The following is a 14,596-nucleotide window of genomic DNA, read 5'->3' on the forward strand; positions in this document are numbered from 1 at the left end:
ATCTACCCTACAAAACCTTATTACGATGCCAGGCAGTACTTGCTTGGCATTTTCAATTCCCTCTCTATACCCAAGTAAATCCGTTACACACCTAATGCTGACTATAAAGCGTGATACCCAGTCAAAAGTTAAAATGATCCGATACTTGTTCACGGATTTATTTTGACTGTAATAAAGTCGTCATTTTGCTCTGTTTAAATACCGCCAATCATAATGGATGTATTTAAATTTCTTGGAGCCACTTTTGAGCACAACATTTCCCACCCTTTGCGAATCTACACTGACGAACTTGAAGGCAGTTGAGTATCAATGGGTTAGAAGTTTGTACGTCGAAGGCTACGACACGAATGAAATTAACCACTATATCCAAGCTTGTTTTGGCGGTGATCAGACGTTTGCGGATCTGTTTCGTCGCGTAGCTCTTTATCAAGACAGCATCTATGTTTTACTTCAGCATTTAGGTTGCGCACCTTCTAGCAAAGAGTTCTAGTCTCACATCACCTCTTCCTTTTCTCCTTCCCTTTTTGAAATATTTACCACTAAATCAATAACTACCGAGAATAGCCACCACAAAAAATTAACACGAGCCTGCCTTTATAGGCACTTTCTGTGTAATAGACCGATCCGTTGCATGCAAATTATTGAAGTATCACGCATGGAAATATTACACATATATCAATAGAGCTGTGGCCCCCTATACTGAGTGTCTGATTTGTGAGACTCGTTGATGTCTTCAATTAGAGAGATGAAACCGGAAAAATCCAGGAAAGAGGTACTTCAGTATTTAATGACTGAAAGAAACCAAAAAGACTGAGATAGAGATAGAGATAAAAGTAGCGGGCATAAAAAAACCCAAGTAAGTACCTGGGTTAGAGTTACAAAAACCACTAATCATTAATAGCGTAAGGAACCTGATTAGTAGCCAGCTATGCGTAACCTGAGGGTTATTTTTATTACTGATCGGCGGCCAAACCAAATGATGTAATAAAAATGCCAATATAGAGCGACCTAACGGTCGCTCTTTTGTCTTTCTTATAAGGACAGCTTATCCTTTTACACCACCCGACGTCAAACCGCCAACTAACCAACGCTGAGCCAGTAAGAACACGATAGTAATCGGAAGTGCGGAAAGTACCGCTGCTGCCGCAAAGTCGCCCCATAAGTAGTTCTGAGGATATAGGTACTGCTGCATACCTACCGCTAGCGTGTAAGAGTTCACGTCCGATAATAGGATGGAAGCAACTGGTACCTCACCAACAACACCAATGAAAGATAAAATGAATACAACCGCTAGGATGGGTACTGACAGTGGTAATAGAACCAATCTGAACGCTTGCCAAGGTGTTGCGCCATCTAATGCTGCAGCTTCTTCCAAAGAGTTATCAATCGTCTCAAAGTAGCCCTTAATCGTCCAAACGTGTAATGCAATACCGCCCAAGTACGAGAAGATCAGACCGCCATGCGTATTCAAGCCTAAGAATGGGATGTATTGCCCTAATTTGTCGAACAGTGCGTAGATAGCCACTAGAGCCAATACCGCAGGGAACATTTGAAAAATCATCATCGCTTTCAGGATAGTTTCTTTACCTTTAAAGCGCATACGAGCAAATGCGTAAGCCGATGTTGTCGACAGTGTAACAATAAGAATTGACGTAATACCCGCTACTTTTATTGAGTTCCACAGCCAAGTCAGTACTGGGAATGGAGGCGGAGTAACTGAGCCATCAGCATTCGTCACTGACATACCCAGAGCCAATTTCCAGTGTTCCAAAGATGGGTTGTCTGGAATCAAGCTACCGGTTGCAAAGTTACCTTCGCGGAATGAGATAGCAATAATCATCAGTAGTGGGAAAATAATTAGCGCTAAGAAGCACCACAGCGCAATATGCGTTGCCCATACTCGGTATTTAAGGCTCTTACCTTGTACCATAGCCATTGTCGTGCTCCTTAATCTTGAGTCAATTTAGTGAAACGAAGGTTTAGTAACGCTAGGGCACCAACCAATAGGAAGATAAGCGTTGCGATTGCACTTGCTAGACCAAAGTCTTGACCACCACCGCCTTCGAATGCAATTCGGTACGTGTAGCTTACAAGCAAGTCTGTGTAACCCGCTGGCTCAGAAGTACCAATCATGTTCGGGCCACCGTTCGTCAATAGTTGAATCATGACAAAGTTATTGAAGTTAAAGGCAAACGCTGCAATCAATAGCGGTGTTAACGGTTTTATCATCAATGGAAAAGTGATTCGCTTGAAGTTATCAAGGAAGTTAGCACCATCGATTGCTGACGCTTCGTACAAATCTTCAGGAATCGCTTTTAGTAGACCCATACATAGAATCATCATGTAAGGGAAGCCTAGCCAAGTGTTAACAATCAACACCATGGTTTTCGCTAAGATCGGGTCGGAGAACCAGTTTGGGCTTAAACCAAAGATACTCTCAAGCACCATGTTAATCTCACCAAAGCTCTGGTTGAATAGGCCCTTAAAGATAAGAATCGAGATAAATGCTGGTACGGCGTAAGGCAAAATTAGTAGAACACGATACACAGCACGGCCTTTCAGCTCTTCCCACTGCACAACGTTTGCCAGAACCAAACCAATTGCAAGTGTGAAGGCTACCGTACAAATGGAGAATACAACCGTCCAAATAAAGATACTGATAAACGGTTCTTTGATGCCGTCATCTTTCCAAACACGTTCAAAGTTGGCTGTACCAATGTCTACAACAAATCCTGGAGAAATGGTGTTACCGATAAACTCACCTTTCTCGTCAACCGGTTGGTAGAAACCCACTTCCATGTTTGGTTTCAATATTTCACCAGATTCATTGTTGTATAACGTTTCCCCGTCATCTTGAAGAGTGTAAAGCGGTGCAACGGCAGCAAATTTACGTAAGCCGCTCATGCGGATGTCATCACCATTTGGCAGATGGAAATCGACACCACTGATCACAGAGCGATTTTGGATGATCGCTTTGATCTTCTCTTTTTCACCTTGTACAGAGTCAATTGCAGATAGGTCCATCTCTGTTGATGTCGTGCCTTCCAGAGAAAATACATCAGTTGCTAACAGCTGGTCGCCATCTTTCACAACGATCTGGTGACCGTTATCTGTTTTGTACAAAGTGAATGGGTAGCTTTCACCGCTTTGGAATGAACGGTCTAAAAGAACGGTTTGAGTACGCTCTAGAGAGAGCTGGTTTTTTGCGCTGTAGTTAGTAAACGCAAGCCCTACGGTATATGCCAGTGGGAAAAGAATGAATAAGATCATTCCGGCAATACCGGGGTAAATATAACGGTGGGCGTAAGTTTTCTTACTACCAAAAATGTAAAGAGCCAAAGCCGTTAAAATCACAGTAAGCAGCGCAAATGCGAGCTCACCGCGAGAATACATTAAAATTGTAGCGTAGCCATTAATTAAGCCAACACTACCAAGCAACCCCCATTTGATGAAGACGCTTTTACTGCCTGGAAGGCTTGATGGTGCCGGGATCGCATCTGAACCTTGAACTGACTGCATAGAGGAACCTGCTAACGAGATATAAAAATAGAAAAGTAAGGAGAGGTTGCCCCCTCCTTAAAAGGTAGTGCTTGGTTGTTACTTAGTCATTCGAGCTTCAGCACCTTTTAGTGCTTGCTCTACTGATTGACGGCTATCAACTACGTTGCCAATAGCTTCTTCCATGCTGTACCAGAATGTTGTGAACTGAGGGATGTTAGGCATGATTTCGCCGTTCATCGCGTTATCCATTGTTGCTGCAATACGAGTGTCGCTGTCTAGTTGACGTTGGAAAGAGTTAAGAGCAACAGCGCCTAGTGGCTTGTCGTCGTTCAAGCTCTTCATACCTTCATCAGTTAGTAGGTAGTTTTCCATAAACTCAACGGCTAGATCACGGTTTGGAGAAGCGGTGCTGATACCACCAGCCCATACACCAACGAATGGCTTAGACGCTTTACCGTTGAACTTAGGCAATGTTGCTACGCCGTAATCTACGCCAGCTTTCTCGATGTTTGCCCAGCCCCAAGGACCGTTAATTGTCATTGCAACGTTACCCGCTACGAATTCAGACTCAGCAACTGAGTAATCCATATCCGCAGAAATAACTTTGTCTTTTACCATCTTCTCAATGAAACCTAGAGACTTCTGAACACCGTCAGTCGCTACGCCTGCATCTTTAATGTCGTAACCTTCCGCTGTTTGCTTGAACGCGTAACCGCCGTCAGCTGCAAGTAGAGGCCATGTGAAGTAAGCGCCACCACGTAGAGGCCACATGATTGCTTTCTTGCCATCTTTTTGAAGCTTAGCGTTTAGTGCAGGGATCTCTTCCCAAGACTTAGGTGGATTAGGAACAAGTGCTTTGTTGTAGATAAGAGAAACTGACTCAACTGCAACTGGGTAAGCGATTGTTTTACCGTCGTAAGAAACAGCATCCCATGCGAAGTCTACGATACCTTCTTTAGTTTCCTTAGAAGGTTTGATATCAACAAGAAGACCTGCTTCTGCAAAACCACCAAAACGGTCGTGTGCGTAGAAAATCATGTCTGGGCCATCGCCAGCTGCTGCAACCTGAGAGAATTTCTCTTCTAGTTTGTCAGGGAAAGCGACGGTTACTTTAACACCAGTATCTTCTTCAAAGCGTTTACCTACTTCAGCCATTCCTTCATAAGCTTTGTCGCCACCAACCCAAATAGTTAGTTGACCTTCTTCGATAGCAGCGTTTGCACCAAAAGAACCCAGAGCAACGATTGTGCCTAGAGCTACAGCGCTTAGAGCGTTTTTCATGTCAATATCCTTTTTATATTTATACGTAGGGCGCATTCAATTAAGACGAGCCAGTTTTCGGAGGCTATGATCTGAGAAAATCAATGACAGCTCATCATCCTAGCCACTACGCCCTAGCTATTATGGCCTAATTTCGTGATCGTCATCCGGTAAGATTGGCGAGCGAAGTCACAAAGTAGATACTCATCGTGATCCACATCACCGTTATGCGGTGGATTTATTTGAACTGGATCGCCAGTTATAGATAACCCCCTTTATCTACTCCTCCCCTCCTACTCCCCCTAGTTAATTTTCTATTGGGAGGATGTACCATTACGCGAATTCACCGAAACTGCATTCATCCAGAGTGGATAGTAAGAACCCTTTACCAGCGAATGTTATGCGTTGACGCATTCTTCATTTAGTTGGCTTCACTGCCCGCTGTTGTCTTTATTAAGCATCGAGCTAAATCTGTGATTGAATCACGGGGGAGATTTAGCTGGATGTGGGGGAAATAGGCACCAGTTTGGCTATGACGGGTGGGCTTGGTTAAAGAATCCAAGTCCCACCCACTTTTTTCTTACTCACTCAATACTTACCAATTCCTACAGTTACTGCTGACCCAAAAATTCCTTATAATGATAAGCAGTAAAACTTAAAATTTGATCGATCGAGGACAAGCTAGATGGCGAGTGTCACGTTAAAAAACGTTTATAAATCATATGGTGATGTACAGATTTCTAAGGACGTAACCTTAGACATCAACGAAGGTGAGTTCGTAGTATTCGTTGGACCATCAGGTTGTGGTAAATCGACGCTATTACGCTGTATCGCGGGTCTAGAAGATATTACGTCTGGTGATTTGTACATTGGTGATCAACGCATGAACGATGTTGAGCCATCAAAACGTGGTGTGGGTATGGTATTCCAATCTTACGCGCTCTACCCGCACCTAAATCTCTACGACAACATGTCTTTTGGTCTTAAACTGGCAAACGCCGATAAAGCTGAAATTGACAAGCGTGTAGAACATGCTGCAGAAATCCTTCAGCTTGGTCACCTTCTTGAGCGTCAACCTAAAGCATTGTCTGGTGGTCAACGTCAACGTGTTGCTATCGGTCGTACTCTGGTTTCTCAACCAAACGTATTCCTACTTGATGAACCTCTATCTAACCTGGATGCAGCACTGCGTGTTCAAATGCGTTCACAAATCACGAAGCTACAGCGTCAACTGGGCTGTACCATGATTTATGTAACACACGACCAAGTTGAAGCGATGACAATGGCGGATAAAATCGTTGTGCTTGATGGTGGTTTTGTTTCTCAAGTGGGTAAACCTCTTGATCTTTACCACTATCCTCAAAACCGTTTCGTTGCTGGCTTTATTGGCTCACCAAAAATGAACTTTATGTCGGTTCACATCGAACAAGCTGAAGCAGAACGCGTATTGGTACAACTTTCAAACGGTATGACTTTCTGGATCCCAGTTGATGGCACGACTGTCAACGCTGGTGACCGTATGTCTCTAGGAGTTCGTCCTGAGCACTTGTTGTCTGCTGAAACAGGTGATGCGACGATTGAAGCTGATGTGTTGATGGTCGAGAAGCTCGGTAACGAAACACAAGTTTACCTAAACCTCGACAGTGCCGATGCTGACGTTATCTATCGCCAGCCAGACACGTTGACGATTGAGTCTGGTGACAAGCTAGCGATTGGTATTCCTGCACACCGTTGTCACTTGTTCCATAGCGATGGTCGAGCATGTCGTCGCTTGTACAAAGAGTACGGCACCGACTAATCGGTTCGTCTTTTTAGGATATAACTTGCCCATATCGAATCCCTCTTACCTTATAAGGGGGATTTTCCGTTTAAGACAACCAGTTTTACTTTCACTAAATAGATCGCGCTTTGTCTGTTGTCTGTTGTCTGTTGTCTGTTGTCTGTTCAGTATAAAAACAAAAAAGGCCTAGCGAATGCTAGACCTTTACCTGTTTGAGCTAAAAGCCATCCTATCTAAACGATAAAGATATAGGCTTGCTCAACTTTAATACCAATCGTAGTAAATAACTTAGTGAATTGGCGTATCACTTGTTTTATTGAACTGGCCAAAATGCTGTTCTAACACTTCAGGTGTCAGTTTGCCTTCCGCTTCTAGTCGCTTAAATTCAGCAACGATCGCTTTTTGCTCTTCAAGTGATGGAAGTTTCACTTCAGGCTCATCGCCCATCTCTTGAGTCATCTGCTCTAGTTCTTTTTCAAAATCGCTCATGATACTTACCTAAATATTAAACCTAGCGAGATTTTACTCATTTACGCTCTATGATGCTAGGGCGATTAGGTGCAAAGCCCGAAACCAGATCAAGTGAACATCAGCTTAAATGCAGAACTGCGGTCTGAATGGCGACGTTCAACGTAAAAAGCGATACCAAACGTAACAAGCTATACCAAACGTAAAAAGCAGTATCAGACGTAAAAGCCACACCAAACATAAAAAGCAGTATCAGACGTAAAAGCCATACCAAACGTAAAGTGCCGTATCAAACGAACAAGCATATCAGACGTAAAAAAGCCGGGTTCACGTGAAATGAATCCGGCTCCAATGTAAGTGTTGCAAGTTTATCCGCTATTAAAGCTTAAACGAGCCAACCATCTTATCTAGACGAGAAGAAAGCTGTTGAAGTTCTTGGCTCGCTTCAGCAAGCTGCTCTGCGGTTCCAGTCGTCACTTCGTTAATCGCGTTGATTTCTTCAATATTCTGGTTGATGGTATGAACTACGGTTGATTGCTCTTCCGTTGCCGTTGCCACTTGAGTGTTACGATCAGTGATATCAACGATACGGTCTGAAATACCACCCAGTACGTCCACCGCTTCATCCGACGCCGATACGCCTTCAAGTGTAATCACTTTGCCTGCACTCATCGCCGTTACGGCATCTTTAGCATCACTTTGCAGTTGGTTGATCATCTTCTGAATCTCTTCAGTAGAATCTGCGGTACGGCTTGCTAGGTTACGAACCTCATCGGCTACAACGGCAAAGCCGCGACCTTGTTCACCCGCACGCGCAGCTTCAATAGCAGCGTTCAGAGCTAGTAGGTTGGTTTGTTCAGAGATGTCACGAATTACACCCAAAATAGAGCCAATGTCTTGAGTCGTTGAAGCTAACTGCTCTACCACTTGACCTGTACTTTCGATGTCTTGCGCTAAACGGCTGATCGCGTCTTTTGCTTTGTTTACCACAGATCGGCCTACTTCAGTATTGCCTGAAGCCTGTGTTGCCGTTTCCGCAGCCGTTGCCGCATTCGATGCAATCTCGCTGATTGTCATGCCCATCTGGTTAATGGCTGCAACTACCTGAAGAGTTTGATCTCGTTGTTCTTGGCTATTGTCGTGGGTGATGTGTGCTTTATTAGAAACACTCTCAGCGGCGACTTGAAGTGCTTGGCTTGTAGAAAACACCTCTTTCATCGACTCGTGAATCTTTTCGATGAATCCATTAAAGCCCTTTGAAAGCTGTGCAATTTCATCGTTGCCTTTCACTTCGATACGCTGAGCAAGGTCACCGTCACCTTCGCCAAGGTCACCGAATCGCTTAGCCAAAAGTTTAATCGGTTGAGTAATACTGTTTGCTAGCACTACGCCCATCAGAATAAAGATTAACGCTACAACAGCGGTCATGATCAGCATCTGTTTAGCCGTTGCATCAAGCTCAGCAAAAACTTCGCTCGTCGGAACTTCACCAACAACGAACCAATCCATTGACGGCACATACAAACTCGCGACAAACAACTCTTGTCCTTTATGTTCCGTTGTAATCAGGTTAAATCCTGACTTGCTTAACAACTGACTAGATTGAGGACCGTAAAGTTGTTGAAGTGATGAATCACTAAGCGAACGTTCGCGATGAATTTGAACATCACCTTGGCTATTCGTTAAGAAAACAAAACCGGTATCTTCGATCTTAAAACTATTGAGTAGACTTACCATGTCACCCATCGATTTCGATAAGCCAGACATCGCTAAACCAGAAGGTTGTTGGTAGTTAGCGAACATTTTCACTTCACCTGTCGCTTCTTGGAACATACTGACCATTGTCTGCTGGCCAGATTGCGTAAAGCCAAAGAACCAACCATCTTGCTGTTGATTGAGTTGACGCAAGAAGCCATCTTGGTTCCAGTAGTAGGCCGTTTGACGGTTTGCTACCGAGGCATCATTTAGCTGGTATTGGTTACGAACATTGTTCAATTGCTTTACTAGCTTGTTCTCTAAGACGGCATCACGATCGGTCGATTCGATAGCGTCAGAAATGAATTCATTCGAAGCAATTTGTTCTGCAGCTAACAATAGCTGAGAGACTTCACGGTCAATTTCACCATTAATTCGCTCTAACATTCCCGGAAGCTCAATATCGACTAATCGATGACTCAAAACATCTCTTGCTTGCTTTTGTGCCATCGCACCGACAATCACCGTTGATGCAAGAACTGCGAAGGTAATTCCAAGTACAACTTTTTGTTTAATACTCAGAGAGTTAGTTTTCAACATATTTGGACCTTTAAAAAGAATCGCTCGTTATTTATATATCCTGAACAGGATTTTTTTGGTGCACTTAAACCAGTAGTGCACTCTCTCCACCATATATCGGCTAAACCCCATCAAACTAGAGAGGTATTTCGCAAAAATTTGTAAGCATGGTGAAACAAAGCAATCATTCTTCTATAGAAAAAACTATCAGCAAGACTAATGCAGTGAAACGTAACCATTCATTTTAATTATCTGGATAATAAGGTTCCACGAAGCTCACTTAACGACAGACCTCTGAAGCTTTGATATATAAAAAACAATTGATATGGTACAAACCATGGCTCAGTGGTTTTTTCTCGTTAACCGCTTGTAAATAATTCCAATTTTGAAAAAATAAATTCCGCAAATGTACTGGAACTTTTTCCTATTAATAAGTGACCAATACTCAAAATAAGAATCAAATGGCCCCCAGAGAGTCCAAAAATGCATAAAAATAACTTCGAAATCCTTCAAAACTACTTAGAGTCTCAAATCATTGGTCAGCAAGAGCTCGTTAAGCAACTGATGATCGCCTTATTGGCAGATGGTCATATCCTAGTTGAAGGGCCTCCAGGATTGGCAAAAACCCGCGCCGTAAAGTCGCTGGCTGATTGTGTCGAGGGAGATTTTCACCGTATTCAATTTACCCCCGATCTATTGCCTGCCGACCTAACTGGTACCGATATCTTCCGTCCAGAAACCGGAGAGTTTACCTTCCAATCTGGCCCGATTTTTAACTCGTTAATTCTAGCGGATGAGATCAACCGTGCTCCTGCGAAAGTACAAGCTGCGATGTTAGAAGCGATGGCCGAGAAACAAGTGACCGCAGGTCGAAAAACCTATGCCCTACCTGATCTATTTTTGGTGATGGCAACGCAAAACCCAATTGAGCAAGAAGGCACTTACCCGCTGCCAGAAGCTCAATTAGACCGTTTCTTGCTGCATTTAGAAGTGGCTTATCCAGACATGGAAAGTGAGCTGGAGATCTTGCGCCTAAACAGAGGCGAAGCTCAAGGCAATCAACCTGTTCAACCAGAGCCTATTTCTCAACAAACTATCTTCGAAGCTCGCCAAGAAGTGCTCAACATTCATATGGCAGACACCATTGAGCAGTACATAATCAGGCTGGTAATGGCGACTCGCCAACCTAAGCAATACAGCGACCAACTCGATCAATGGTTAGACATGGGTGTTAGCCCGCGTGCCACCATTGCGTTAGACCGTTGTGCCCGCGCTCACGCTTGGCTTGCTGGTCGCGATTATGTTACTCCACAAGACGTTCAAGCGATGGCATTCCCTGTATTACGCCACCGTCTACTGCGTAGCTACCACGCACAAGCCGAAGGGGTCACTGCAAACCAAGTGATCGCACACCTTATCTCGTTGGTTGGTAGCGCATAGGGATACGCGCATGAATAATCAATTACCTAACCATAGTGACGGTGTCACGTTGAATCTAGACGAACTGCTGCAATACAAAGCGCAGTCTGTTCGCTGGTTGCCTCCAGCCAAGAGCCTGTGGTCGCAACTAAACGGGCAACACGAGAGCAATCGTAAAGGTCGCGGCATGAATTTCTCTGAGGTTCGTCAATATCAGGCGGGTGACGATATCCGCAGCATTGATTGGCGCGTCACGGCGAGAACAGGCAAAGCACACACCAAACTGTTTTCTGAAGAAAGAGAACAGCCTGTGATTTTGTTCTTAGATCTGTCGAGCAGTATGATTTTCGGCTCAACCTTGTTGCTTAAATCGGTTCAACTCGCGCACTTTGCCAGCCAACTTTGCTGGTTAACCGTCGCTCAAAAAGACCGTATTGGTGCAGTGATCGATACTGGCCAAGAGATCATTGAGATTAAACCCAGTGCTAGCAACCACGCTCCGCTGCGTATTTTACAAAAAGTCATAGAAATCAATAACGCAGCGCTGACTAACCCAAACAATCACAGCAACACAACCTTAGAGCATGGGCTGAAGTCTCTTCATCAGCTTTGCCCGAAAGGCAGCGATATCATTATGCTCAGTGATTTTGTTCGTTATAGCGAAAGTAATTACTCACTTATCAATCAAATACGTCGACATAATCGGGTTCGCTTGGTGCATTTTTACGATCCATTAGAGCAAGGTGTCACTGCTTTCAAAGGTTCAAAACAGATCACCGACGGCAATAAAACGCAATGGTTTAACTTTTCATCAAGCAAGGAAAAGGAAAAGCTCAGTCACGCATTTGATCAGAAGCAACAACAGCTTATGCAAATGAGCCTTTCTTTGGCGATCCCATACAGTTCATTGTCTTGTGCGCAATCGTTAATGAGCCAAGTATCAGGAGTTCAGTCATGAATCAACCTCTCGACTTGAGCCCTATTATTGCGCCAAGCGCACCGTCATGGTGGCCTTTGGCATGGGGTTGGTGGTTAATCATTATCACGGCCATTGTTCTGATCGCCTTAGTATTTTTCATTGTAAACAAAAGACAAAAGAACCAATACGCGAAGAACGAAGCACTTGCTTGCTTTCGTGATAGTCAGCCTTCAAATACCTTGTCTCCGAGTGCAGCTCAAGACATCGTTCGTCAGGCAGCACTAAGCTATTTCCCACGCGAAAAAGTGGCAGGCTTATCTGGTGATGATTGGTTGACGTTCTTAGATGCGCAATTGGCAAAACCTTTGTTCGCCGCAAAACAATCGCAATGGCAACAAGCGCTCTACCAAGATGCAACCTTAATGACCGACGAACAGAAAAAGGCTCAACAGCAATTGGTTAACGACTGCGAAATCTGGCTTCGTAAAGCCCTTCCTCCAAAGCGAGGTCGTTATGACTGATCTTTTAAACACGAGCTTACTAAATATCGAGTTTGTTTGGTGGTGGATGTTTTTCCTAGCGCCATTGCCAATCCTTGTTTACTTGTTCTCGCCTAAGGCGGAATCGAACAACGCCCTAAGGCTTCCGTTTTTGCCCGAGGACAGCAATACCAAAACACCGAGCAGTCGCTTACCCAAGGCGTTATCGGTCATCACCTGGCTTTTATTAGTGACTGCGATGGCACGTCCAGTTTGGTACGGCGAACCGGTTGAGTTTCAGCCGAAACACCGTGATTTGATGTTGGTTGTCGACCTCTCCGGCTCGATGAGCCAAGAAGACATGCAGTTCAATGGTGAATACATCGATCGCTTATCTGCGGTGAAACATGTATTGAGTGACTTTATTGAGCGACGAAAAGGCGACCGAGTCGGATTGGTGCTATTTGCTGATCACGCCTACTTACAGACGCCACTGACGTTAGATAGAGACACGCTTTCACAACAGCTGAATCAGGCAGTGCTAAAGCTGATTGGTACTCAAACTGCGATCGGTGATGGTATCGGCCTTGCCACCAAAACCTTTGTCGACAGCGACGCTCCTCAGCGTGTAATGATTCTACTCAGTGACGGCAGTAATACCGCGGGCGTATTAGATCCACTTGAAGCGGCGGATATTGCAAAGAAATACAACGCCACAATTTACACCGTGGGTGTCGGTGCGGGTGAAATGATGGTCAAAGAGTTCTTCATGACTCGTAAGGTCAATACTGCTCAAGACTTGGATGAGCGTACTCTAATGGAAATCGCTAAACGCACTGGCGGTCAATACTTCCGTGCGCGAGACAGCAAAGAGCTTGCAACGATTTACGACACCATCAACCAATTAGAACCCGTGACGAACGCTACTAAGATCTGGCGACCACAACAAGAGTGGTTTGTCTGGCCTCTGTCGGCGGCCATGTTCTTCGCATTTATGCTGTTAGCCATTAGGAGAAACAATGTCTAACTTTACTTTTATCTACCCATATTGGTTCTTGGCTCTTGCCGTGCTGCCCGCTATTTGGTGGCTTAGCAAGAGACAATCCAAGCAAGGGTTATTGGCGTCACACATCGCCCGTTATTTGGCTCCTGAATCGAACAAACCCTCGAAAAACCGCAGCACTTATTTCGGTGTTTGGTGGTTGGTCGGTGTCATCGCATTGGCCGGTCCAAGCTTTGAAAAAAATGAACAACCAAGCTTTGAAAAAACACAAGCTCGAGTTGTGCTCATTGATATGTCGATGTCGATGTATGCCACTGACATTAAACCAAACCGTTTAACACAGGCGCGATACAAGGCTTTGGATCTACTATCACTCTGGAAAGAAGGCCTAACGGGAATGGTGGCATACGCCGGAGATGCTTACACCATTAGTCCTTTGACGTCAGACATCAACACCATCAAGAACCTCGTCCCCAACCTATCACCAGATATCATGCCCTTCCAAGGCGGCAATGCAGCATCGGCAGTTAAGCTTGCGATCGAGATGATGACTCGTGCTCATATCTATAAAGGCGATCTGGTACTGATTGCTGATGATATTGATGGTCAAGAGAAGAAAGATATCGACTCGCTACTCTCTGGTAGTAATTGGACGTTATCAGTCTTGGCTGTAGGTACGGAAAGCGGCGCGCCGATCTCGTTACCTACAGGTTCGATGTTACAGACCAACTCAGGACAAACCGTGGTTGCGAAAACCAACGTAGGCAATATGCGCGGCCTGACTCGTCGCTCTGGTGGCACGTTCACTGAAGTTCAATTTGATAACTCAGACGTTGAACACATCGCAAATTACCTCGACCGAGTTGCGACAACATCAGAAGTGACTAAAACCAATAACTCGCTCAACACCAGAGTGAACAACGGTTTCTGGTTATTGCCGTTTCTGTTACTTCCTGCACTTGGGCTATTTCGAAAAGGGGTCATTTGGTGTGGTCTAGCTGTACTTGTCTCGTTCAGCCAACCGAATACTGCGTTTGCAAACCCTTGGAAAACCGATGACCAAGTGGGTTATCAGTTGTATCAAGATGAGGACTTTCAACAAGCCGCAGAACAGTTCGAACAGCAAGAATGGAAAGGCATCGCGCAATACAAAGCCGGTGATTTCGAAGCGGCCGAACAGACGCTACAAGGTCTTTCTGGCGAAGATGCTCGCTACAACCTCGCCAATGCACAAGCAAAGCAAGGTAAGTACGACCAAGCGATAAAAGAGTATCAACGCATTCTCGAAAGTAACCCTGAACATGCTTACGCGAAGAAGAACCTAGAGATTGTCGAACAGGCTCAGAAGCAACAGCAACAGCAACAGCAACAGCAACAGCAACAGCAACAGCAAGACGATTCTGATTCCAAAGACCAAAATGAACAAGACCAGCAAGGTCAGCAAGGTCAGCAAGGTCAGCAAGGTCAGCAAGGTCAGCAAGGTCAGCAAGGTC

The 14,596-nt window shown here is 44.7% G+C and carries 12 protein-coding genes; 7 read left to right on the forward strand and 5 right to left on the reverse strand.

Annotated features, from left to right (window positions below):
- The first annotated feature begins 217 nt into the window (after positions 1-217).
- The gene (locus tag ACED60_RS18085) at positions 218-490 is read left to right on the forward strand and encodes a hypothetical protein (RefSeq protein WP_012600205.1); all 273 of its coding nucleotides are present in this window, start codon (positions 218-220) and stop codon (positions 488-490) included.
- Positions 491-1,045: 555 nt separating this feature from the next.
- On the opposite strand, the gene malG is transcribed toward ACED60_RS18085, so the two are convergent.
- The 3 genes from malG to malE all read right to left on the reverse strand — a co-directional run bounded on the left by malG (position 1,046) and on the right by malE (position 4,782).
- The gene (gene malG, locus ACED60_RS18090; protein WP_009845806.1) at positions 1,046-1,936 is read right to left on the reverse strand and encodes a maltose ABC transporter permease MalG; all 891 of its coding nucleotides are present in this window, start codon (positions 1,934-1,936) and stop codon (positions 1,046-1,048) included.
- An 11-nt stretch (positions 1,937-1,947) separates the two neighbouring features.
- A complete protein-coding gene (malF, locus tag ACED60_RS18095; protein WP_371728133.1) occupies positions 1,948-3,519 on the reverse strand; it encodes a maltose ABC transporter permease MalF in 1,572 nt (523 codons plus the stop codon).
- A 78-nt stretch (positions 3,520-3,597) separates the two neighbouring features.
- Positions 3,598-4,782, reverse strand: a complete 1,185-nt coding sequence (malE, locus tag ACED60_RS18100) for a maltose/maltodextrin ABC transporter substrate-binding protein MalE (RefSeq protein ID WP_009845808.1) — start codon at positions 4,780-4,782, stop codon at positions 3,598-3,600.
- A 664-nt stretch (positions 4,783-5,446) separates the two neighbouring features.
- Between malE and malK the strand changes: the two genes are divergently transcribed.
- Complete coding sequence (malK, locus tag ACED60_RS18105; protein ID WP_009845809.1) at positions 5,447-6,559, forward strand: maltose/maltodextrin ABC transporter ATP-binding protein MalK; 1,113 nt, start codon at positions 5,447-5,449, stop codon at positions 6,557-6,559.
- A gap of 270 nt (positions 6,560-6,829) precedes the next feature.
- Here the strand turns inward: malK and ACED60_RS18110 are convergent, their stop codons facing one another.
- Entirely contained in the window at positions 6,830-7,030 is a 201-nt protein-coding gene (locus ACED60_RS18110; RefSeq protein WP_009845810.1) for a chromosome segregation ATPase, read from the reverse strand.
- Positions 7,031-7,387: 357 nt separating this feature from the next.
- Positions 7,388-9,304 (reverse strand): methyl-accepting chemotaxis protein, encoded by a 1,917-nt coding sequence (locus tag ACED60_RS18115; protein WP_009845811.1) that lies wholly within the window; start codon positions 9,302-9,304, stop codon positions 7,388-7,390.
- Positions 9,305-9,766: 462 nt separating this feature from the next.
- On the opposite strand from ACED60_RS18115, the gene ACED60_RS18120 reads away from it, so the two are divergent.
- The 5 genes from ACED60_RS18120 to ACED60_RS18140 all read left to right on the forward strand — a co-directional run.
- Positions 9,767-10,723 carry a MoxR family ATPase gene (locus ACED60_RS18120; RefSeq protein WP_017084836.1) on the forward strand — a complete coding sequence of 319 codons (957 nt, stop codon included), beginning with the start codon at positions 9,767-9,769 and terminating at the stop codon, positions 10,721-10,723.
- A gap of 10 nt (positions 10,724-10,733) precedes the next feature.
- The gene (locus tag ACED60_RS18125; protein WP_135382358.1) at positions 10,734-11,660 is read left to right on the forward strand and encodes a DUF58 domain-containing protein; all 927 of its coding nucleotides are present in this window, start codon (positions 10,734-10,736) and stop codon (positions 11,658-11,660) included.
- Positions 11,657-12,142 (forward strand): DUF4381 domain-containing protein, encoded by a 486-nt coding sequence (locus ACED60_RS18130; RefSeq protein WP_371728134.1) that lies wholly within the window; start codon positions 11,657-11,659, stop codon positions 12,140-12,142. Before ACED60_RS18125 ends, ACED60_RS18130 begins: the two co-directional genes overlap by 4 nt.
- Entirely contained in the window at positions 12,135-13,127 is a 993-nt protein-coding gene (locus ACED60_RS18135; protein ID WP_371728135.1) for a VWA domain-containing protein, read from the forward strand. Before ACED60_RS18130 ends, ACED60_RS18135 begins: the two co-directional genes overlap by 8 nt.
- Positions 13,120-14,596 (forward strand): VWA domain-containing protein (locus tag ACED60_RS18140; RefSeq protein WP_371728136.1); only part of this gene is annotated, 1,477 nt, incomplete at its 3' end. The genes ACED60_RS18135 and ACED60_RS18140, both read left to right, overlap by 8 nt.

Source organism: Vibrio sp. 1F279 (genome assembly GCF_041439815.1).
Classification (GTDB): Bacteria; Pseudomonadota; Gammaproteobacteria; order Enterobacterales; family Vibrionaceae; genus Vibrio; species Vibrio tasmaniensis_A.

Excerpts from the sequence above, each read along its gene's own strand:
- ACED60_RS18085 (WP_012600205.1), top strand. The coding sequence starts at position 218 with ATGTATTTAAATTTCTTGGAGCCACTTTTGAGCACAACATTTCCCACC.
- malG (WP_009845806.1), bottom strand. The coding sequence starts at position 1,936 with ATGGCTATGGTACAAGGTAAGAGCCTTAAATACCGAGTATGGGCAACG.
- malF (WP_371728133.1), bottom strand. The coding sequence starts at position 3,519 with ATGCAGTCAGTTCAAGGTTCAGATGCGATCCCGGCACCATCAAGCCTT.
- malE (WP_009845808.1), bottom strand. The coding sequence starts at position 4,782 with ATGAAAAACGCTCTAAGCGCTGTAGCTCTAGGCACAATCGTTGCTCTG.
- malK (WP_009845809.1), top strand. The coding sequence starts at position 5,447 with ATGGCGAGTGTCACGTTAAAAAACGTTTATAAATCATATGGTGATGTA.
- ACED60_RS18110 (WP_009845810.1), bottom strand. The coding sequence starts at position 7,030 with ATGAGCGATTTTGAAAAAGAACTAGAGCAGATGACTCAAGAGATGGGC.
- ACED60_RS18115 (WP_009845811.1), bottom strand. The coding sequence starts at position 9,304 with ATGTTGAAAACTAACTCTCTGAGTATTAAACAAAAAGTTGTACTTGGA.
- ACED60_RS18120 (WP_017084836.1), top strand. The coding sequence starts at position 9,767 with ATGCATAAAAATAACTTCGAAATCCTTCAAAACTACTTAGAGTCTCAA.
- ACED60_RS18125 (WP_135382358.1), top strand. The coding sequence starts at position 10,734 with ATGAATAATCAATTACCTAACCATAGTGACGGTGTCACGTTGAATCTA.
- ACED60_RS18130 (WP_371728134.1), top strand. The coding sequence starts at position 11,657 with ATGAATCAACCTCTCGACTTGAGCCCTATTATTGCGCCAAGCGCACCG.
- ACED60_RS18135 (WP_371728135.1), top strand. The coding sequence starts at position 12,135 with ATGACTGATCTTTTAAACACGAGCTTACTAAATATCGAGTTTGTTTGG.